The organism is Lysobacter gummosus, assembly GCF_001442805.1.
GTDB lineage: Bacteria > Pseudomonadota > Gammaproteobacteria > Xanthomonadales > Xanthomonadaceae > Lysobacter > Lysobacter gummosus.
In genome coordinates, this window is record NZ_CP011131.1 from 3,592,457 (window position 1) to 3,612,258 (window position 19,802).

Genomic DNA, 19,802 nt, shown 5'->3' on the forward strand with positions numbered 1-19,802 from the left:
GGTCGTGATCGCGGAACGACAGGGGCGGCAAGTATAGCCGGCGGGGCGTTGGGGCGAGGAACGAGTGCGCAGGAGTGAGGAATGAGCAGGAACACAGGCCCTCGGCCCAAGCCTTTACTCACTTCTCACTCCTCTGAACTCACTGCTCATGCGACACTCTGCCGATGACAATCGTTCTCATCGCCGTCGTTCTCTATCTGACCGCGACCGGATTGCTGGTTTCGGCCGTGCGCCAGGACCGCGGCCGCAGCGCGCGGCTGTGGCTGGCGCCGGCCAATCTGGCGGTACTGCTGCACGGCGCCGCGCACTTCCTGGCCTGGCGCAGCGCCGGCGGCGCCGACCTGCATTTCTTCGCCGCCCTGTCGCTGGTCGGCCTGGGCATGTCGGTGCTGACCGCGATCGTCGGCGCCTCCGGGCGCATGGCCGCGCTGGGCGTGCTGGTGTTCCCGCTGTCGGCGCTGATGCTGGTCGGCTACCAGCTGTACGGCCACGTCCAGCATCCAGAACCGCTGGACTGGCGCCTGCAACTGCATGCCTGGATGGCGCTGCTGGCCTACGCCACGCTGGCGGTCGCGGCCTTGTTCGCGCTGATGCTGTGGGTGCAGGAAGGCGCGCTGCGCCGGCGCGAGTTCCACGGCTGGCTGCGCGCGCTGCCGCCGCTGGTGGAGCTGGAAAGCCTGTTGTTCCGCACCATCGCGGTCGGCTTCGTCCTGCTGACCGCGACCTTGCTGACCGGCGTGCTGTTCGTGGAAAACCTGCTGGCTCAGCACCTGATGCACAAGACCGTGCTCAGCGTGCTGTCGTGGCTGGCCTTCGGCGGCCTGTTGCTGGGCCGCTGGCGCTACGGCTGGCGCGGGGTGGTCGCGGTGCGCTGGACCCTGGCGGCGATGGCTTTGCTGATCCTGGCCTTCTTCGGCAGCAAGTTCGTGCTGGAAGTGATCCTCAAACGGGTCTGAGCGACTTCTTCAAGGAGCGCCGCGGCGCATGGACGGCTGGATCAGATCGCTGTCGGATCGCGGCGTGTTCGCACTGGTGCTGGTGCTGGTGCTGGCGCTGGGCTTCGGCTGGCCGATCTACTACAGCCTGAGCGCCGCGCTCTCCGGACAGCCGCCGGCCCCGATCCGCATCGCCTATCACCTGTACCAGGGCAGCGCCGGAGTGGTCTCGATCGTGCCGATGGGCCTGGCCTACGCCTGGCTGTACGCGCGCACCGGCCGGCTGTGGCCGCTGGTGTTGGCGCATGTTTTGCTGGGCGCCTGGGCCCTGGCCGCGGCCCCCTGAACGGCCCGGCGCGGCCCCGTTCTACACGGATTCCACACGTCCCTGGCAGCTGCCTGAATAGACCCTTGCCGGATCAATATTTGCCTTGACAACTATTGCGCGGGCGCAGATTATTCCGCGCCATGACGACCCCGCCCCCCAGCCAGCCCTGCTCCACTTCCAACCTCGGCCTGCTGTTCCGCCAGGTGCGCGACGCCATGTGGGCCCAGATGGAACGCGAGCTGGCGCAAGCCGGCCACGATCTGACCTTCAGCCAGTTCATCACCCTCAAGGAGCTGGCGGTCGGCACCGCCGGGGTCACCGAACTGGCGCGCGCGGCCCAGCTCAATCCCGGCGCCATGACCCGCCTGCTCGACAAGCTGGAAAGCCGCGGCTTCGTCATGCGCGTGGCCGATCCCGACGATCGCCGCGCTCTCAACATCCACCTGACCGAAGCCGGTACGGCGATCTGGGAAGACATCGACCAGTGCGGCAAGCGCGTGCGCGAGCGTGCCATGGCCGGCCTCAGCGATTCCGACCGCGACCAGTTGTACCGCTTGCTCGAACAGGTTCGCGACAACCTCACTATCTCCGGTTCCTGAGCCATGTCACGTCTCGACACTCGCCCGCGCCGCGGGCTGCTTTACGTGCTTACTCCCCTGGCCGCCGCGCTGATCCTCGCCGGCTGCGCCAGCACCCACGGCCTGCAGCCCGCCGGCCACGCGCTCGACGCCGACAGCCTGCAAGCCAAGCGCAGCCTCGCCGACGTGTCGGCGGCGGAATTTCCCAAGCGCGACTGGTGGACGGCGCTGGGCGACGCGCAACTCAACGGTCTGATCGATGAAGCCCTGGCCGGCACGCCGAGCCTGGACGCCGCCGATGCGCGTGTGCGTCAGGCCATCGGCCAGGCCGGCCTGGCCGATGCCGCGCGCAAGCCCACCGTCGGTGGCGACGCGCAGTACTCCGGCGTGGAACTGCCCGAGACGCTGGCGCCGGAACCGATCGGCGGCAAGTACCTCGGCGCGCACGTGCTGATGCTGCAATTCAAGTACAGCCCGGACCTGTGGGGCGGCAAGCGCGCCCGCTGGCAAGCCGCGCTGGGCCAGGCCCGCGCCGCCGAAGTCGAGGCGCAGGCCGCGCGCCTGACCTTGTCGTCCAACATCGCCCGCGCCTATGTGTCGCTGGCGCAGTCCTTCGAAGCGCTGGACGTGGCGACCTCGGAAAAGCAACGCTCCGAGCGCCTGCTCGGCCTGGGCCAGCAGCGCGTCAAGGCCGGCCTGGACAACCAATTGCAGATCCGCAACGCGCAAAGCGCGAGCGCCAGCGCCGACCAGCAAATGCAGGCGGCGCAGCAGCAGATCGACGCCGCCCGCAACGCGTTGGCCGCGCTGCTCGGCAAGGGCCCGGATCGCGGCCTGGACATCGCCCGCCCGCCCCTGCTCGCGGCCAAGCCGCCGGCGGTACCGGCGGTGCTGCCGAGCGAACTGCTGGGCCATCGTCCCGATGTGGTCGCCGCGCGCTGGCGCGTGGAAGCCAGTTCGCACGGGATCAAGGCGGCCAAGGCCGACTTCTATCCGACCGTGAACCTCAGCGCGATCGTCGGCCTGGGCAGCGGCCACCTGTCGGATCTGTTCTCCAGCGACGCCAAGCTGCTGCAAGGCGGCCCGGCGATCAGCATGCCGATCTTCGACGGCGGCCGCCTGCGCAATCAACTGGCCGAAACCGACGCCGAGTACGACCTCGCCGTCGCCGACTACAACCAGAATCTGGTCGGCGCGCTGCGCGAAGTCGCCGATGCCCTGCAGGCTTCGCGTTCGCTCGACGGACAGCTGGTGTCGGCGCAGCAGGCGCGCGATGCCGCGCAGCAGGCCTGGCAGATCGCCAGCACCCGCTACCGCGCCGGCCTGGGCACGCAGCTCGACGTGCTGTCGGCGCAACGCCCGCTGCTGCAACTCGATCAGCAGCTCGCCGGCCTGCGCGCGCAGCGGCTGGCCACCCAGATCGACCTGGATCGCGCGCTGGGCGGCGGACTCGAACTGAACTCGCCCGACCCGGTCGCGTCCACGGTTCCCAACGAATCTTCCAATAGCAACGTTATCGCCAAGGCCCCCACGCCATGACTACCGAAGTCAATCCCCAAGCCGCCGCGGCCGCCGTCGCGCCGGCGCCAAAGAACAATCGCCGCAAGGCCTTGTTGATCCTGCTGACCGTGGTGGTGGTCGCCGCGATCGCATGGACCGCGTATTACCTGCTGGTGCTGCGCTGGCATCAGGACACCGACGATGCCTACGTGCAGGGCAACATCGTCAACATCACTCCGCAAGTCCAGGGCACCGTGGTCAGCATCGGCGCCGACGACGGCATGAAGGTCAGCGCCGGCCAGGTGCTGGTGCAGCTCGATCCCAACGATGCGCAGGTCGCCTACGATCAGGCCACGGCCAATCTGGCCAACACGGTGCGTCAGGTGCGCGGCTTGTTCAGCGCGGTCGATGCCGGCCAGGCCGATCTGTCGGCGCGCGAAGTCGCGGTGCAGAAGGCCCGCGCCGACGTGAAGCGTCGCGAGGGACTGGTCGCCGGCGGCGCGGTCTCGGCGGAAGAACTGGCGCATGCGCGCGATGAGCTGGCCTCGGCCGAAGCGGCGATGTCGTCCTCGCGCGGCGCGTTGGCGCGCAACCGCGCCCTGGTCGATGCGACCACCGTCGCCAAGCAGCCGCAGGTCGCCGCGGCCGCCGCGCAGTTGCGTCAGGCGTACTTGAATCTGCAGCGCTCGGCCATCGTCGCGCCGGTCAGCGGTTATGTCGGCAAGCGCAGCGTGCAGCTCGGCCAGCGCGTGCAGCCGGGCACCGCGCTGATGACGATCATTCCGCTGGATCAGGTCTGGGTCGAAGCCAACTTCAAGGAAACCCAGCTGGCCAAGATGCACATCGGCCAGCCGGTGGAACTGCATTCGGATCTGTACGGCTCCGATGTGAGCTATCAGGGCAAGCTGGTCAGCCTCGGCCTGGGCACCGGCAGCGCGTTCTCGCTGTTGCCGGCGCAGAACGCCAGCGGCAACTGGATCAAGATCATCCAGCGCGTGCCGGTGCGCATCGAGATCGAACCCAAGCAACTGGCCGATCATCCGCTGCGCCTGGGCCTGAGCATGCACGTCGATGTCGCCATCCGCGATCAGAACGGCGCCGTGCTCGCCGGCGCGCCGCCGGCCAAGGGCGTGCTGAGCACCGATGCCTACGCCAAGCAGTTGCACGATGCCGACGCGATGATCGAGAAGATCGTTCGCGAGAATTTGCCGGGCGTGCAGCACGGTTGATCGATACGTGTCGGAGCGGGTTGTGTGGGAGGGGCTTACGCCCCGACACCTTTCGCTCCGACATCGCGATCTGAGCGAAAAGCGTCGGGGCTCAAGCCCCTCCCACAAAAGCTGAAGCGGCTTCGGCAAAGAGTTCGAGTCCGCTTGAAAGTTTCGCCCCGCAGCAAAGACGAAGCGCCTCCCCCACGTCGTTCTTCGTCTGTCGTTCGCAAAGCATCGTTTCGAAGCCGGCGCGCCATGCGCGCTGCCTCGACCTCCCCCAACGATGCCGCGCGAGCTCCGAAGCCGTCATTCCGGCCAAGGCCGGAATGACGGACCCAGGAAGGCCTCACCTCCGCTCTTGGTCCCGCGCCCGCGCGCGGCTCACCCGAACCGACAGGCAGATCCATGTCCGCCACCACCGCCAACGCCGGAGCCGCGCCCGCGGCGCCCGCCGCCCCCGGGGCATTCCGGCCGCCGAATATCGCATTGACGACGCTGGGCCTCGCCCTCGCCTCGTTCATGCAGGTGCTCGACACCACCATCGCCAACGTTTCGCTGCCGACCATCTCCGGCAACCTCGGCGGCAGCAGCAGCCAGGCGACGTGGGTCATCACCTCGTTCGCGGTCAGCAACGCCATCGCCCTGCCGCTGACCGGTTTCTTCACGCGCAAGTTCGGCGAGCGCAAATTGTTCATGTGGGCGACGATGCTGTTCGTGATCGCGTCCTTCCTGTGCGGCCTGGCCAACAGCATGGGCCTGCTGGTCGCCGCGCGCGCGCTGCAGGGCTTCGTCGCCGGGCCGATGTATCCGGTCACCCAGGCGCTGCTGATCTCGATCTATCCGCCGCACAAACGCGGGCAAGCCATCGCGCTGCTGGCGATGGTCACCGTGGTCGCGCCGATCGCCGGGCCGATCCTGGGCGGCTGGATCACCGACAACTACAGCTGGGAATGGATCTTCTTCATCAACATTCCCATCGGCATCTTCGCAAGCCTGGTGGTGGCCAATCAGCTGCGCGGCCGGCCGGAGCGGCTGGAAAACCCGAAGATGGACTACATGGGCCTGGCGATGCTGGTGATCGGCGTGGCCGCGCTGCAGATCATGCTGGACCTTGGCAACGACGAGGATTGGTTCAACTCGACCAAGATCGTGGTGCTGACCGTGGTCGCGGTGATCGCGCTGGCGGTGTTCGTGATCTGGGAACTGACCGAACGCGATCCGATCGTCAACCTGCGCCTGTTCCGCCACCGCAACTTCGCCAGCGGCACCTTGGCGATGGTGCTGGCCTACTCGGCATTCTTCTCGATCAGCCTGCTGGTGCCGCTGTGGCTGCAACGCAACCTGGGCTACACCTCGATCTGGGCGGGTCTTGCGACCGCGCCGATCGGCATCCTGCCAGTGTTGCTGACGCCGTTCGTGGGCTTGTACGCGGCGCGCTTCGACTTGCGCATGGTCGCCAGCGCGGCCTTCATCGTCATGGCGTTCACCAGCTTCGTGCGTTCGGGTTTCAATCTCGACGTGGATTTCCAGCACGTGGCCCTGGTGCAGTTGTGGCAAGGCTTGGGCGTGGCGCTGTTCTTCATGCCGGTGCTGACCATTCTGCTGTCCGACCTGGAGCCGCATGAGATCGCGGCGGGCTCGGGTCTGGCGACCTTCGTGCGAACGCTCGGCGGCAGCTTCGCCGCGTCGTTGACGACCTGGGCCTGGAGCCAGCGCAGCACCATCCACCACGCGCAGTTGACCGAGCACATCGGCGCCTACGATCCGGCGATCCAGCAGACCGTCAACACGCTGGGCAACGGCGACGCCACCCGCGGCGCGCTGGTGCTCAATCAGATGATTTCGCAGCAGGCCGCGCAGATTGGCTTCAACGAAATGCTGCATCTGATCGGCATCCTGTTCCTGGTGGTGACGGTGTTCGTGTGGTTCGCCAAGCCGCCGTTCAGCGCCAAGGCCGCGGGCGGCGCGGCGGCGGGCGGGCACTGATCGCGCGAGAGCGGGATACCGCTTCGCGGCGTATTGACCGGCGCCTTCCGCGCTTCGCATGATGCTCGCGCCCCGCTTCGGGGCGATCGGGGAATACATCGTGAGAAAGGAATCGAACAAGCTCGGCATGTACGCGCTGGCCGCCGTGGTCTTCGGCTTTGCGTTCTCGTTCGGCGCCAGCGCCGGCGACGCTGTTCCGACGTGCGAGCGCACCTGCCAGATCGAGTACGCCGAATGCATGCAGGTGGTCGGCGATGAAGCCGCCTGCGGGGCGACTTATCGCGCCTGCGTTCGCAGTTGCGACTGCGCAGTGCTCTGATCGATGGATGATCCGCGCTACGGGCCGTGGCCCGCAGCGTGTTTGTGCGCGGTTGCAGAGCGAAGAGCGTCGGGCCTGAAAGGCCCTCCCACAAGAGGCTTCGTACCGCCGAGGTCTTTTGTGGGAGGGCCTTTCAGGCCCGATGCTTTTCGTTAAGGCAATGCATCACCCACCCGCACTCAAGCCGACACCTCCGCAGGCCGCGGCGCGCTTTGCTCCGGCAAAGCCTCGCACGCCGTCGCCGCGCACTTGAGCACGAAACGCCGCCGCGCCTCGTGATAGCTGCGATCGCTGCCGAAGAAGTTGCGGTACATATGCGCCAACTCCTCCGCGCCGTAGCTCTCCAGTGGCTTGCGGCGTTCGTCGGCGGCGCGGCGGCGGCGCTTGCCGGCCAGGGCCTTGCGCACGCCGACCGGATCGGCCGCGCGTTCGGCGCGCTGCTCGACATGCGCGACGAAATCCGCCGCGCTGGCGCCGAAAGCGGCGTCGACCAACCCGATGCGCTCGGCGCCGGCCGCGCCGATCGGGCGCAGGCCTTCGGTGAGTTCCTGCGCCAAAGTCTCGCCCACCCGGCGCGGCAGCAGGTAAGTCCAGTACTCCGATCCGTACAGGCCGCCCATGCTTTTGTAATGCGGATTCATCACCGCGCCGCGCCGCGCCCACACCTGATCGGCGGCCAGCGCCAGGATCACTCCGCCCGCGCCGGAATTGCCCTGCATCGCCGAGATCACCAGGTGCGAATCGGTCAGCACGATCTCGCGCACCAACGCATTCATGGCCAGGATGTTGCGCCACGATTCCAGCGCCGGATCGGCCGCCGCCTGGATGGTGTTGAGGTGGATACCGTTGGACCAGATATCGCTGCCGCCCATCAGCACGATGGCCCGCGTCGGCCGCTGCCGCGCCTGCAGGAACGCGGTGCGCAGGCGATCGCACTGGGCCGTGGACATGGCGCCGTTGTAGAAATCGAAATGCAGATAACCGACCGCGCCGACTTCGCGATAACGGATCTGCCGATAGGCGTGATCGCGCCGCCCGGCCACCGAGGTCGCCGGCCGCAGCGGCCGCTGCGCCACTTCGCGCAGGCGTTTCTCGCCCAGCACCAGGGTCGCCGGCAGCTTGATTCCGTCCTTCTCGCGCAGATGGCTCAGCCACAGCGCGCCGTCGCGCGTGCCGATACAGATCGCCCCTTCGCGTCGCCCCAGCAACTCGCCCGGACGCCCGCGCAGGGACGGTTCCACATGCGCGCCGAACACGTGGCAACGCACGCCGGCGATTTCGCCGCGCGCACCGGGAAAACTGTCGCCGCTGCGGATGCGCGCGAGCAGGCTGGCGTTGTCCATCTCCCAGTCCAGGCTGCGATCGGCGGCGCGCATGCTCGCGCGCAGGCGGCCGCGCACGCCCGCCGCGGCATAGTCCAGCGGTTGCGGCGCGTAGCCGCCGGTTTCGAAACGCTCCACCGCCTGCAACAGCGCGCGGCTGGCCGCGTCGGTGACTTCGTGCCGGTACAACTGGCTCTTGGACGCGCCGCGCATGGCGAAACCGGCGCTGGCCCAGATGTCGCCGGCGTCCATCTCGGCCGCGGCCTGCAGCACGGTGACGCCCCAGTCGTGCTCGCCTTCCAGGATCGCCCAGTCCAGCGAGGACGGGCCGCGATCGCCGACGATGCCGGGATGCACGATCAGGCAGGTGTGGCGGCGCCAGACGTCTTCCGGAATCGCCGTCTTGAGCATCGGCGCGACGATCAGCTGCGGCCGCTCGCGGGCGACGGCGGCGCGCATCGTGTCGGGATCGGATGCGATCTGTACGGATACCTGATGACCCAGGTCGGTCAACTCGGCCCAGGCGCGCTGCGCCAGTCCGTTGTATGCGGTGCACAGGAACAAAATCCGCAGCGACATCGCACGCTCCTTGTCACGACGAAGGCTCGAATGTGTGCCAACACGTGTTCACAAACATGAGCGGAGATCACAGATTCCTGCTGCACCGCAGCGGGGTTTCGATTTTTCGACGGGTATCGCTATTCCTTGCACGCCTCGTCGGAAGGCAGCGATTTCGTGTCCGTTGGCTCGCGGGTATTGCGTTGTCCGAAGCCGTCGCGCACACGTCGCGGCGACGGCCGCCCTTGGCCGTGCGCCTGCGTCGAATGCGCTCGCCGTCGATGCCGCGCATCGGCGGCGGCGCGGCGCGCGGCCATCGCGCTCATGCCGAGCGTTGTCGATACCGACCAAGGAGAAGTCGATGTTCAAGCGCAAAAACAACCGGATGCTGGCGATGTGCGCGTTCTGTTTCGGCGTGGCATTTTCGCTCAGCGCGTTCGCCGCGACCTGCGAGGAGTGCTGGCAGAACTGCTTCGCCCAACGCGTGGCCTGCCGCGCCGCCGGCACGCCGGCCTCGGTATGCCTGATCAACTACAACGCTTGCGGCCGCGCCTGCGGCTGCCAGATCCCCTGAGGCGAACACGGCCGGGGAGCGCACGCGCTCCCCGCTTCGCCGGCCCGGGTGACGCGCAAAGTCGTGCGGCGGCGCAACGAATTCGCCGCGATCCGTGCCGCGCGGGCGCACGCCGCGCCGATGTGAGTGCCGTCGCGAACCGTGCCGGTGCGCAGCGCACGTAAATTCCGCAACGCCGGTCACATCGGCCGCCATCCGCGGCCATGGCGAGGCACGTCGGCGATGTTATAACCCTAGCGCTCATCGATCGGCGCGTGCGGCCGCCGCCGATCCGCACCTACCTCGGCGCGAGCGATCGCGCACGACACACCGACGACCTATCTGAGGACAAGGAATGAACTTCAAGTCGATCCTGACCACCATTGCGGTGATTGCGCTGGCGCTGGGCCTGGGCGTCGGCGCCGGTTACCTGGTCCGCCACAGCGGCCTGATGGGCGGCGGCGGCGGTAGCGGCGGCGTGGAGGTGACCCAGGGCGATTACTCGGCGATCTACGCCAAGACCGGCGGCGACGTGGTCGTCTACACCTTGTCCACCTGCCCGTTCTGCCAGCAAGCCAAGGCGCTGCTGGCGAAGCAGAACGTCAGCTTCGTCGAGCGCGTGATCGACAAGGACGACGTCGCGCGCAAGGAAGCCGACGGCCTCAAGATCAACAGCGTGCCGGTGATCTTCATCGGCGACACCAGCATGCGCGGCTACAACGAAGCCAAGCTGGTCGAGCTGCTCAACACCCACGGCAAGGCCAAGGCCAAGCCGGCGGCCTGATCGGGTCGTCTCGGAGTTCAGAGGATCGGCGGGCGGCGGTTAGCGGCCCGCGGCGGCCGTTCGGCTTGTTCGATGTGTTCGCGCTGCTGCGTGTGCAACGGCGCCTCGCGGCGTGGATCGTCGCGACGACCCCGTCGCTTGGCCGCGCCGGCTCAGCCTACCCACACCTGCAACGCCAGCGCCGCGACCGCGCCGAGCACGGTTCCGCCGATCACTTCCATCAGCGTATGCCGCGCCATGCGCACGCGCGCCCAGCCCAACAGCGGCAATAGCACCGCACCAGCCAACGCCCACGACGGCGACAACGCGCTCAGCGACACCGCCGCGAACGCCATACTGGCCATGTGCAGCGACAGCTTGATCCAGCGATTGCACAACGCCGCCACGACCAACATCGCTGCGACCGCGGCGATGCCCGGCGCCAGCGCGGCGGCGCGCTCGCGCATCCACCACCAACAGATCGCCAGAACCCCCAGCAACACCGCATAGAGCAAGGGCCGTTCGCTGCGATGCGAAGCGTCCACCGTGCCCCAGCGCCCGGATCGGCGGCGCTGAATCACGAACAACCATGTCACCACGATCGCCGCGGCGACGCCGATGAGCGCATGCGGCGTCGCCTGCGGCGCGAGCAACTGCACCGTCCGCAACGTCAGCAGCGCGAACACCGCGAACGGATGCAGTACGACCGACACTGCGCGCGCGAGGCGATACGCGCCGCGTTCCGGCAGCGGCTCCGGGCCAACGTCCGCGACAGCATCCGAAGCTGCGTCGGGACCGCGATCGAGTCCGCTCTTCACGCCAACCGGTGCCGCGCCATCGCTCGCACCGGCCGGCGCACCGGTCCGCATCGGCTTGGACGAATCGCCGCGCTCGCCGCCGCTCACGCCGCGTCCAGCGCCTCGGACAGCCGCTCGACCGCGATCACTTCCATTTCGCCGATACGGCCGCCGCGCGGGGCGTTGCCCTTGGGCACGATGGCGCGCTTGAAGCCGTGCGTCGCGGCCTCTTTCAAGCGGTCTTCGCCGTTGGGCACCGGGCGGATCTCGCCCGACAGGCCGACCTCGCCGAAGGCGACGGTCTGCTCGGCCAGCGGCTGGTCGCGCAGCGACGACAGCACCGCCAGCAGCAGCGGCAGATCGACCGCGGTTTCCTGCACGCGGATGCCGCCGACCACGTTGACGAACACGTCCTGGTCGCCGACCACGATGCCGCCGTGCCGGTGCAGCACGGCCAGCAGCATCGCCAGGCGGTTCTGTTCCATGCCGACCGCGACCCGGCGCGGGTTGGACAGCGGCGAGGCATCGACCAGCGCCTGCACTTCCACCAGCAGCGGGCGAGTGCCTTCGCGGGTCACCATCACGCAACTGCCCGGCTGCGGGCTGTGGCTGCCGGAGAGGAAGATCGCGGACGGATTGGGCACCTCGCGCAGACCTTTGTCGCTCATCGCGAACACGCCGAGCTCGTTGACCGCGCCGAAGCGGTTCTTGAACGCGCGCAGCACGCGGAAGCGGCTGCCGCTCTCGCCTTCGAAATACAGCACCGCATCGACCATGTGCTCGAGCACGCGCGGGCCGGCGATGCCGCCCTCCTTGGTGACGTGGCCGACCAGGAACACCGCGGTGCCGGTCTCCTTGGCGTAACGCACCAGGCGCGCCGCGCTTTCGCGCACCTGGCTGACCGAACCGGGCGCTGCGGCGAGTTGTTCCGTCCACAGGGTCTGCACCGAGTCGGCGACGATCAGCGCCGGCTTCATCTTCGATGCGTGTTCGAGAATGCGTTCGACCCCGGTCTCGGCCAGCGCGTGCACGCCGTCCAGCGGCAAGCCCAGGCGCGAGGCGCGGCCGGCGACCTGCGACAGCGATTCCTCGCCGGTGACGTACAGGCCCGGCAGGGTCTGGGCCATGCGCGTGATCGCCTGCAGCAGCAAGGTGGATTTGCCGATGCCCGGATCGCCGCCGACCAGCACCACCGCGCCGTGCACCAGACCGCCGCCGAGCACCCGGTCGAACTCGCCGATGCCGGTGCTGACCCGCGATTCCTCGCTGTGGCTGACGTCCTTGAGCGCGGTGACCGCGGGCGCGTCGGCGCGGCCGGCCCAACTGCTGCGGCGGCTGGCGGCGACCCCGCCGGCGCCGGCCTTGGCCGCCGGCTCGAGCACGAATTCGCTGAGCGTGTTCCAGGCGCCGCATTCGCCGCACTGGCCCTGCCACTTGCTGTAGTCGGCGCCGCACTCGGAGCACACGTAGGCGGTGCGGGCCTTGGTGGCGGCGGATTTGGCGGGCGGTTTGGAAAGGTTGGACACGGCGGGCGGCACTGCGACGGAGCGGAACCGCACTGTAGCGGCTGCCGGTCGCATCGTGCGAGACGCGGCGGCGCTGCCGCGGCAAAGTCCTACATCGCGACGCGCCGGCGGGTCGGCAGGCGCCGCGTAAGCCGCGACCGCGAAGCACGCCTGCGGTGCAGGCCGAGATCGCCATCGCGGCTTACGCCGCGTCTGCCGCCGGACCGGGCCCGGCCATCCCAACGCAAGTCGGCATGAAGCCGACTGGGCCGGTCACCGCGATGGCCGGCGTTTATCCCCGGCCTACGCATTCATCCGCGCGGCGGCCTCAGGCCGCCATCGGCCGGTCCGGCCGGTGCTGCTCGGGATAGATCGCATACAGATGCTGCTGCGGCCGCGCCAGCAAACCGCCGACGTCGTTGGCCGCGACGATGCTGTAGCCGCGCGCATCGATATCGTTCGCGATCGCGTGCCAGTCCAGCTTCGGCATGGCCATCGCGGTATCGATGGTCCAGCCGAAACGCAATGCGCCCAGCGCCTTCATCTCATCCAGGGGCAGCCAACTGTCGGAAGGCGCCACCACGAAGCCCTCATCCTCGCCCACCACGAATACGTCTACGCGCATTTTCGTCACTGCCTTTGCTGTTGATCCCGCAAGCCGGCGCATGGTGTCGATCAGCCCGATAAAAATTAGTGAAAAAGGGATGGCGAATTGGTGAAGACGCCGTCGCCGCGTAGTTTGGGTTCACCTTCTATGCACGCCGATGACAAGCGCCGGGTTACGCAAAGTTTGTATGAAGGCGGTCGCATTGGCTGCGATTGGGGCGGAGGGTGCCTTGGCAGCTGGCTGCGGTGGTGCCGGGAAGGGGCGAAACCGGCATCCTCGGCGGCGCGGTGCGCGACACTCCCGAATTCAAACACGTCGCCGATATGAATGCGCTTGCCGGACGACAGCGGACCGATGATCGCCAGCCTGTTATCCGAGCGGAACCGCTGGATGAACGCGCTGCGGATCGGGGCGATGGGCATTCGGGCGATCCGATCGGACAAATAACGCCCCGCCGGTCGAGGCGTTTTCGTATTCGTCGCGAATATCTAGCCGACCTGCGCTTTAACCAGATAACCGATCACATACATGATCAGCCAGATAGAACCGAAGGTGATCGGCGCGGCCAGAAGCACGCGCCATCCCCATCCGGTGCGCGCGCCAGGCGCAGCGCCCTGCAGTCCGGCCACGATGTAGACGGATCGGTTGCCGATGTAAATCGAGAGCAGCACGGCCAGTGCATACGATGCATACGTCAACAAGCTGCTGCTGAACTTCGCGCCGACATAACCCACGGCGGCGACCAGGGTGGTCCACTCGACGATTCGGAACACTTCTTCGGAAAAGTGCTTGAGCTTGGCGTCGAAGCCGATTTCCTTGTAACGACCTGCCCAGTCCTTTATCTCGCCGTTCATGAGCACTTCCCTTTTAGGCCGTGAACCGATTGAACATAACGGGCCTGGCGTCTTACGCCGGCCATAACGTCGTTCGAAATCTCAGGTGCCCAGGTAATCAAGCGGCTTCGGCTTGGACAGGCGCTCAGCCCTCGGCAAGCGCGCTGACCATCACGTAGTACCCGTCCGGATCGCGAAGCGCGAACTCCTGCGTTCCGGTGCTGGGATTCAAATGGGGCTCCTCTTCCAGCTTGGGCGCGAGCGACCGCGCCCTGAGCAGCGCCTGCTCGAAGTCATCGACACGGAAAAACAAGATGAGCCCATTCCCGGGCTCGGCACGCTCGGGGCTGGCCAAGGGCGGATGCTCGTGATCGCCCCATCGATGCAGGCAGATCAACACCGTCCCGTCCGTGTCCAGGATTTGCCCGAAGTAATCGTGCGCCGGAGCCGTGAGCGCCTGGCCGAACAACGACTGATACCAACCGAAGCTGCGAGCGACATCGGCGACACCGATGATGGTCCACGTGCGTTTCATGGTTCCTCCTCGGTCTCACATCTGTGAACTGTCAGAGACAACGCCAGCCGACGCCGGTTTCAGGCCAACACCGGCGCCGTAAGCAACCCATACAACGCCGTCTTTCTTAGCAGAATTCACTCGTGCAAATCGGACCGGCGGCACGTGCCCGCCGATCCGTGCGCCGATCTCAGCGCCGCACGACGGACCAGCCGCTCGGATAGTCCGGCATCGGCACGCCGATGAAACTCGCGCCCTGCGATTGCCACAACTGCATCGCGCTGCCATTGGTCCAGACGATATCGGCGCGTCCGTCGCCGGTGAAATCGCCGGTCTGCGCCACGCGCCAGTCCACGCCGGGCAGGTAACCCTCGCTGGACACGTATGCGCCGCCGTCCATATGCCATATCGCGAAATGGCCCAGCTCCGGATAACGCCACATCAGATCGGCCTTGCCGTCGCCGTCGACGTCGCCGGTCGCGGCCAGCTCCCAACCTTGCGGATAGTCCCGCATCGTCTCGCCTTCGAAGGCCAGACCCGTAGCGGCCTTCCACAACTGCATCTGCAAGCCGTCGGTCCACACCACATCGAGCCGGCCATCGCCGTTGAAATCGCCGCTGCCGGCGACCCACCACTGCGGGCCGGTCGAGTATCCGGCGCTGTCGATCACCTGCGCGCCCTGCATCACCCACAGCGCGACCGAGATGTTGGCCTCATCGCGCCACAGCAGATCGGCCTTGCCGTCGCCGTTGACGTCGCCCACCGCCACCACGCGCCAGCCGCTCGGATAGTCGCGCATCTGGATGCCGACGAAGCCGCCCTTGCCGTCTCCTTCCCACAACTGCATCTGCGCGCCGTTGGTCCAGATCACATCGAGCTTGCGATCGCCCTGGAAATCGCCGGTCGCCAGCACCCGCCAGTCCGCCCCCACCGCATGGCCGATGCCTTCGACGACATCTGCGCCATCCATGCGCCAGATCGCCAGATTCTCGCGAGCGTCGTCGCGCCATAGCAGGTCGGATTTGCGGTCGTCGTTGATGTCGCTGGAGGACGGCGGTACGCAGCCCTTCCCGTGCAGGGCCCAAAATCCGGCTCCGCCGGCGACAGTCACGTCGGTGCAGCCGTCTCCGTTGAGATCGCCTATGGCCATACTGGAAGCGCTGAACCACGGGAAAGCAATGGGACGCTGGATATTGAGATACACCGGATCAGCCAATTCGCCCTCCCGCTGCAGGTAAAAACCGATGCTTCGTGTGGAGGTGACACCGACCAACAGATCCTGCCGCCCGTCACGATCCAGATCGGCAATCTCCAGATCCTCAGCCGGTGCCGCAACCGGATAGACAACATCCGAGCCCAGCATCCCATCCTCGTTCTGCAGGAATACGTGAATCTTGCTGTCGGGCGGCGTCAGCGTGCCGGTGGCGGCCAGGTCGTCGCGGCCATCGCCGTTGAGATCGCCGGCGGCCAGATACAGCACTTGGGCGCTGCTGTCGATCGCATACGGCACCTGGAAACCGCCAGTACCGTCGTTGAGAAATACCTTGATCGGATACGACCACGATTGGCCGGCGGCATCGAATTCGTCGAAACGGATCGCCAGATCGAGCAGACCGTCGTGATTGAAATCGCCTTCGGCCATCGAACGCGCCTTCTGCACGTCGCCGGCGTTAACCGCGCCGGTCACCAGGGCGATTTCTTCCGCGACCCCACCCTGCCCGTCGCCCTTGAACACGATCAAGCGACTGCCCGGCGTGGCGGGCTGGTCGCTGCCGGCCACGCTGTAGTGAGTCACGATATCCATCGTGCCGTCGCCATCGACGTCGATCAGGCGAGCGGGAACGTCGGCAGTCAGGCCCGCGGTCGGCGTGTAGGTGCTGATGGCCGGCATGGCGTCGCTGCCGTATAGCAGGATGTCGAAGGATTTCTTCGAGGTGATCACCAGGTCCTGCCGGCCGTCGTGATTTACATCGGCCATGCCGGTGCCGAGGAATGACGCTGCCAGCGTGGGCACAGGCGCGCGCAGATACTCGCTAGTGCCGTCGGAATTTTGCCGAGTCACCTCGGCGTCAAACCTGATCGGGCCAAAACCATTAAGGACGAGAGAGGCGATGTCAGCACGACCATCCCCATTGAGATCGCCAACTTCCGTGGCTCTCCACGACGTCGGGTATTCGAAGATGCTGACGTAAGCCCTTGCAATCTCAAGCGAGTAGCGAGACGGCGGCGATTGCGCGGGCGCGGCATGCGCACCTGCGAGGCAAAGCAACGCTGCGGCACCAAACACCTTGGAATATCGCTTCGCTCTCATCTTCGCTCCCTCGAGTAGTGCTGCCGCTTGGTATGTTTCGACCGTGTGCCGCGCCGCGGTAAATACCGCTCCATGCGACCGTTCTGCGCGGATCATAGAGCTTTCGTCGCCAGGTTGGGCCGTATTATTTCTTGTGGGTCGCGGGCGGTGCCGGGCGGCGTGCTGGTTGCTAACTGGGTGAAACAAAAAGGCGGAGTTGGGGTGATGTCCGCGTGTTTTTGGGTGGGCTGGGCTGGCCGTTGGATCGATGCGCGGTTGATTGAGGCCGCTGTATGTAGCGGCTAAAAGAAAGTCACGCGGGTAGAGGGACTTTCCATTGGTCCGGCGTCGGGCGCTTGAGGAAAAAACCTAGCGGATGGCGAGGCTTCCTTTTCCGGGAAGGTACCGGCCGTTGGATCGGCGCACGGGCGGTTAGGTCTTAAAGAAAAAGCCCCGCGGGCGGCGGGGCTTTCTTTTCCGGGAAGGTGCCGGCCGTTGGATCGGTGGCCGGGCGGTTGTTTTCTTCTCGGGATTACTTGGTGCCGGAAATAGGAATCGAACCTACGACCTACGCATTACGAATGCGCCGCTCTACCAACTGAGCTATTCCGGCGAGAGTCCGCAATTCTAGGCGGCCGGCCCCCAGGCGGTCAATTCAGACTTGTCCTGGATCGCGGCGGCGACCGCCCGCCGGCGACGCGCAGTTGCGATCCGCGTCCGTCTGCGCATGGTCGCAGCGACGACCAGCAAGGCCGCTCATGCGCCCTGCGCGCAACGTGACGGCGATATCATCCGCCCCATGCACCCCGTCCTCGCCGCCTGCGCCGATGCGCTGATCTTCGTTCTCCTGTCCTGGGGGCTGTGGCGCCTGTTCGGCCGCTCGGTGCCGCTGGCGGTGCTGCCGATCGTGATCGGGCTGGTGCTGGCCGCCAGCGGCTGGCTGCCGCCGGAGCTGGGCGTGCCGTCGGCCATCGGCGACAAGCTCGGCTGGGTCGGCGTGCTGGCGCTGGCGTTCAGCGCGGGGCTGGAGACGCGGCAGAGCCACTACCGGCCGCAGCCGGAGGCCGAGGCGACGCCGTCTGTACCGGCCGCGGGCCCGGTGCGGGCGCGACGGTCGGTCTCGCGTTTCGCGCTCAGCGCCGGGTTGGCCCTGGTCCTGCCGTTCGCGGTGGGCACCCTCGCCGCCTACGGCTATTTCAATCAATTGCCCGGCTGGACCGCGCCGCGCGGCGACGGCTGGCTGGGCGCGGTCGCGATCGGGCTGTGCGTGGCGGTCAGCGCTCTGCCGGTGCTGATCGGGATCGTGCGCGAGCTCGGGCCGCTGCATCGGCCGCTGACTCAGGTCGCGCTGGCGATCGCGGTGGTGGACGACGCGGTGCTGTGGATCGGGCTGGCGCTGCTGCTGTTTCTCGCGGAAGGCACCGGCCTGAGCGGCTGGGGCGGGCTGGATGCCTTGGCGGTGGCGACCATGATCGCGCTGGCGACGCTGGGCGCGTGGCTGCATCGCCGCTACCCCTCGCCGCCGCGCGCGGCGGTGTGGCTGGCGCTGCCGCTGTATCTGGCCGCCGGCGCGTGGGCGAGTTCGCGACTGGGCTTGCACGCCCTGCTGGGCGCGTATTTCGCCGGCGCGGTGCTGGCGCCGAGCTGGGCGCGGCAATTGCCGCTGGAACGCCTGGGCGGCTACGCGCTGATCGGCCTGGCGCCGCTGTTCTTCGGCCACAGCGGCCTGCGCATCGATGGCGAGGTGCTGGGCTGGGCCTCGCTGCAAGCGGCGCTGGCGCTGTTGCTGGTATCGGTCGCGGCCAAGCTGGCGGCGTTGCTGATGTGTCCACCGATCGCGCGCCTGCCGCGGCGCGAGGCCCTGGCCGTCGGCGCGCTGCTGCAGTGCAAGGGGCTGATGGAAATCGTCGCGGCGACGATCCTGCGCGACAAAGGCCTGCTGTCGGAACACGCCTTCGCCGCGCTGGTGACGCTGGCGGTGCTATCGACGGTGCTGACCGGCCCGCTGTTCCGCTGGATGCTGCGCGGCCGCCGCGCGGCGGCGCAGGCGCGATACGAATACGTGTGAAGTCGCGCCGGCAGGGCCTGGCCCGACCGGCGCGCGAAACCTTTAGCCGACCAGTTGCAGGCGCAGTTCTTTCGGCAGCGCGAACACCATGTTTTCCGGCTCGCCATCGAGTTCGCCGACGTGTTGCGCGCCGAGTTCGCGCAGGCGCTCGATCACCCCGCGTACCAGCACTTCCGGCGCCGACGCGCCGGCGGTGACGCCGATGCGCTTGCGTCCCACCACCCACTGCGGATCGATTTCGACCGCGCCGTCGATCAGGTAGGCCTGCACGCCTTCGCGCTCGGACAGCTCGCGCAGGCGGTTGGAGTTGGAACTGTTGATCGAGCCGACCACCAGGACCAGATCGCATTTGGCCGCCAGTTCGCGCACCGCGTCCTGGCGATTCTGCGTGGCGTAGCAGATGTCGTCGTGACGCGGGCCCTGGATCGCCGGGTACTTGCCACGCAGCGCTTCGATCACGCTGCGGGTGTCGTCCACGGACAAGGTCGTCTGCGTGGTGTAGGCGAGGTTTTCCGGCTGATCGACCTGCAGGCGCGCGACGTCTTCCGCGTCCTCTACCAGGTAGATCCGGCCCAGGCCGGCTTCGCGCCGCCACTGGCCCATGGTGCCTTCGACTTCCGGATGGCCGGCGTGGCCGATCAGGATCACGTCGCGGCCGGCGCGGCAGTGGCGCGAGACTTCCAGGTGCACCTTGGTGACCAGCGGACAGGTCGCGTCGAACACCTTGAGCTGACGCCGTTCGGCTTCTTCGCGCACGGCCTTGGACACGCCGTGGGCGCTGAAGATCACGGTCGCGCCGTCGGGGACTTCGTCGAGTTCTTCCACGAAGATCGCGCCGCGATGCTTGAGGTCATCGACGACGAAACGGTTGTGCACGACTTCGTGGCGCACGTAGATCGGCGCGCCGAGGGTTTCGATGGCGCGCTTGACGATTTCGATCGCGCGATCGACGCCGGCGCAGAAGCCGCGGGGGTTGGCTAGCAGGACGTCCATGGAACGCGATTGTACTCCTGTGGCGGAAAAGCGGCCGTGACGCAGGCCGGACACGGGCGACGCGACGGCCTGGGGGCGGCGCTGGACCTGTGCGCCGTCGCGGCCCGGCTCGTTCAGGCCCGGGCGAGCCGGGCGCGGCCGC

19 protein-coding genes and 1 tRNA gene are annotated in these 19,802 nt (G+C 67.4%); 10 read left to right on the plus strand and 10 right to left on the minus strand.

Annotated elements, in window-relative coordinates; genetic code table 11:
* Positions 1-164: 164 nt before the first annotated feature.
* The 7 genes from LG3211_RS14655 to LG3211_RS14685 all read left to right on the plus strand — a co-directional run bounded on the left by LG3211_RS14655 (position 165) and on the right by LG3211_RS14685 (position 6,857).
* Positions 165-956 carry a cytochrome C assembly family protein gene (locus LG3211_RS14655; protein ID WP_057943485.1) on the plus strand — a complete coding sequence of 264 codons (792 nt, stop codon included), beginning with the start codon at positions 165-167 and terminating at the stop codon, positions 954-956.
* A 28-nt stretch (positions 957-984) separates the two neighbouring features.
* Positions 985-1,281 (plus strand): CPBP family intramembrane glutamic endopeptidase, encoded by a 297-nt coding sequence (locus LG3211_RS14660; protein WP_057943486.1) that lies wholly within the window; start codon positions 985-987, stop codon positions 1,279-1,281.
* Between the two features lie 122 nt (positions 1,282-1,403).
* Positions 1,404-1,862, plus strand: coding sequence for a MarR family winged helix-turn-helix transcriptional regulator (locus LG3211_RS14665; protein WP_057943487.1), 459 nt, complete (start codon positions 1,404-1,406; stop codon positions 1,860-1,862).
* Between the two features lie 3 nt (positions 1,863-1,865).
* Entirely contained in the window at positions 1,866-3,380 is a 1,515-nt protein-coding gene (locus tag LG3211_RS14670) for an efflux transporter outer membrane subunit (RefSeq protein WP_057943488.1), read from the plus strand.
* Positions 3,377-4,570 (plus strand): HlyD/EmrA/EmrK family protein, encoded by a 1,194-nt coding sequence (locus LG3211_RS14675; RefSeq protein WP_057943489.1) that lies wholly within the window; start codon positions 3,377-3,379, stop codon positions 4,568-4,570. The genes LG3211_RS14670 and LG3211_RS14675 overlap by 4 nt, the downstream gene beginning before the upstream one ends.
* 387 nt (positions 4,571-4,957) lie before the next feature.
* Entirely contained in the window at positions 4,958-6,538 is a 1,581-nt protein-coding gene (locus LG3211_RS14680; protein ID WP_057943490.1) for a DHA2 family efflux MFS transporter permease subunit, read from the plus strand.
* Between the two features lie 100 nt (positions 6,539-6,638).
* Complete coding sequence (locus tag LG3211_RS14685; RefSeq protein ID WP_148648918.1) at positions 6,639-6,857, plus strand: hypothetical protein; 219 nt, start codon at positions 6,639-6,641, stop codon at positions 6,855-6,857.
* Positions 6,858-7,036: 179 nt separating this feature from the next.
* On the opposite strand, the gene LG3211_RS14690 is transcribed toward LG3211_RS14685, so the two are convergent.
* On the minus strand, positions 7,037-8,758 hold the full coding sequence (locus LG3211_RS14690) for a hydrogenase maturation protein (RefSeq protein ID WP_222837506.1): 1,722 nt from the start codon (positions 8,756-8,758) through the stop codon (positions 7,037-7,039).
* Between the two features lie 340 nt (positions 8,759-9,098).
* Between LG3211_RS14690 and LG3211_RS14700 the strand changes: the two genes are divergently transcribed.
* Positions 9,099-9,311: a hypothetical protein gene (locus tag LG3211_RS14700; RefSeq protein ID WP_148648919.1), complete on the plus strand. Its 213-nt coding sequence runs from the start codon at positions 9,099-9,101 to the stop codon at positions 9,309-9,311.
* Between the two features lie 334 nt (positions 9,312-9,645).
* Positions 9,646-10,074 (plus strand): glutaredoxin family protein, encoded by a 429-nt coding sequence (locus LG3211_RS14705; RefSeq protein WP_057943494.1) that lies wholly within the window; start codon positions 9,646-9,648, stop codon positions 10,072-10,074.
* Positions 10,075-10,226: 152 nt separating this feature from the next.
* Here the strand turns inward: LG3211_RS14705 and LG3211_RS14710 are convergent, their stop codons facing one another.
* The 8 genes from LG3211_RS14710 to LG3211_RS14740 form a co-directional block, all read right to left on the minus strand.
* Positions 10,227-10,766, minus strand: coding sequence for a hypothetical protein (locus LG3211_RS14710; protein ID WP_148648920.1), 540 nt, complete (start codon positions 10,764-10,766; stop codon positions 10,227-10,229).
* A 188-nt stretch (positions 10,767-10,954) separates the two neighbouring features.
* Positions 10,955-12,376 carry a DNA repair protein RadA gene (gene radA / locus LG3211_RS14715; protein WP_057945503.1) on the minus strand — a complete coding sequence of 474 codons (1,422 nt, stop codon included), beginning with the start codon at positions 12,374-12,376 and terminating at the stop codon, positions 10,955-10,957.
* A 307-nt stretch (positions 12,377-12,683) separates the two neighbouring features.
* Complete coding sequence (locus LG3211_RS14720) at positions 12,684-12,980, minus strand: hypothetical protein (RefSeq protein WP_057943496.1); 297 nt, start codon at positions 12,978-12,980, stop codon at positions 12,684-12,686.
* A 65-nt stretch (positions 12,981-13,045) separates the two neighbouring features.
* Positions 13,046-13,384, minus strand: coding sequence for a hypothetical protein (locus tag LG3211_RS26470; RefSeq protein WP_187313023.1), 339 nt, complete (start codon positions 13,382-13,384; stop codon positions 13,046-13,048).
* 66 nt (positions 13,385-13,450) lie between these two features.
* Entirely contained in the window at positions 13,451-13,816 is a 366-nt protein-coding gene (locus LG3211_RS14725; RefSeq protein ID WP_057943497.1) for a hypothetical protein, read from the minus strand.
* Positions 13,817-13,940: 124 nt separating this feature from the next.
* Positions 13,941-14,330, minus strand: a complete 390-nt coding sequence (locus LG3211_RS14730) for a VOC family protein (protein ID WP_057943498.1) — start codon at positions 14,328-14,330, stop codon at positions 13,941-13,943.
* A gap of 169 nt (positions 14,331-14,499) precedes the next feature.
* Positions 14,500-16,371, minus strand: a complete 1,872-nt coding sequence (locus tag LG3211_RS14735) for an FG-GAP repeat domain-containing protein (RefSeq protein ID WP_187313024.1) — start codon at positions 16,369-16,371, stop codon at positions 14,500-14,502.
* 765 nt (positions 16,372-17,136) lie between these two features.
* Positions 17,137-17,212, minus strand: a tRNA-Thr gene (locus tag LG3211_RS14740).
* Between the two features lie 186 nt (positions 17,213-17,398).
* On the opposite strand from LG3211_RS14740, the gene LG3211_RS14745 reads away from it, so the two are divergent.
* The gene (locus LG3211_RS14745; RefSeq protein WP_057945504.1) at positions 17,399-18,667 is read left to right on the plus strand and encodes a cation:proton antiporter; all 1,269 of its coding nucleotides are present in this window, start codon (positions 17,399-17,401) and stop codon (positions 18,665-18,667) included.
* 42 nt (positions 18,668-18,709) lie between these two features.
* Here LG3211_RS14745 and ispH read toward each other — a convergent pair whose 3' ends face one another.
* Complete coding sequence (gene ispH / locus LG3211_RS14750; RefSeq protein ID WP_057943500.1) at positions 18,710-19,660, minus strand: 4-hydroxy-3-methylbut-2-enyl diphosphate reductase; 951 nt, start codon at positions 19,658-19,660, stop codon at positions 18,710-18,712.
* Between the last annotated feature and the right edge of the window lie 142 nt (positions 19,661-19,802).

Coding starts and splice junctions, on each gene's coding strand:
- LG3211_RS14655 (WP_057943485.1), top strand. CDS start 165: ATGACAATCGTTCTCATCGCCGTCGTTCTCTATCTGACCGCGACCGGA.
- LG3211_RS14660 (WP_057943486.1), top strand. CDS start 985: ATGGACGGCTGGATCAGATCGCTGTCGGATCGCGGCGTGTTCGCACTG.
- LG3211_RS14665 (WP_057943487.1), top strand. CDS start 1,404: ATGACGACCCCGCCCCCCAGCCAGCCCTGCTCCACTTCCAACCTCGGC.
- LG3211_RS14670 (WP_057943488.1), top strand. CDS start 1,866: ATGTCACGTCTCGACACTCGCCCGCGCCGCGGGCTGCTTTACGTGCTT.
- LG3211_RS14675 (WP_057943489.1), top strand. CDS start 3,377: ATGACTACCGAAGTCAATCCCCAAGCCGCCGCGGCCGCCGTCGCGCCG.
- LG3211_RS14680 (WP_057943490.1), top strand. CDS start 4,958: ATGTCCGCCACCACCGCCAACGCCGGAGCCGCGCCCGCGGCGCCCGCC.
- LG3211_RS14690 (WP_222837506.1), bottom strand. CDS start 8,758: ATGTCGCTGCGGATTTTGTTCCTGTGCACCGCATACAACGGACTGGCG.
- LG3211_RS14700 (WP_148648919.1), top strand. CDS start 9,099: ATGTTCAAGCGCAAAAACAACCGGATGCTGGCGATGTGCGCGTTCTGT.
- LG3211_RS14705 (WP_057943494.1), top strand. CDS start 9,646: ATGAACTTCAAGTCGATCCTGACCACCATTGCGGTGATTGCGCTGGCG.
- LG3211_RS14720 (WP_057943496.1), bottom strand. CDS start 12,980: ATGCGCGTAGACGTATTCGTGGTGGGCGAGGATGAGGGCTTCGTGGTG.
- LG3211_RS26470 (WP_187313023.1), bottom strand. CDS start 13,384: ATGCCCATCGCCCCGATCCGCAGCGCGTTCATCCAGCGGTTCCGCTCG.
- LG3211_RS14725 (WP_057943497.1), bottom strand. CDS start 13,816: ATGAACGGCGAGATAAAGGACTGGGCAGGTCGTTACAAGGAAATCGGC.
- LG3211_RS14730 (WP_057943498.1), bottom strand. CDS start 14,330: ATGAAACGCACGTGGACCATCATCGGTGTCGCCGATGTCGCTCGCAGC.
- LG3211_RS14745 (WP_057945504.1), top strand. CDS start 17,399: ATGCACCCCGTCCTCGCCGCCTGCGCCGATGCGCTGATCTTCGTTCTC.
- ispH (WP_057943500.1), bottom strand. CDS start 19,660: ATGGACGTCCTGCTAGCCAACCCCCGCGGCTTCTGCGCCGGCGTCGAT.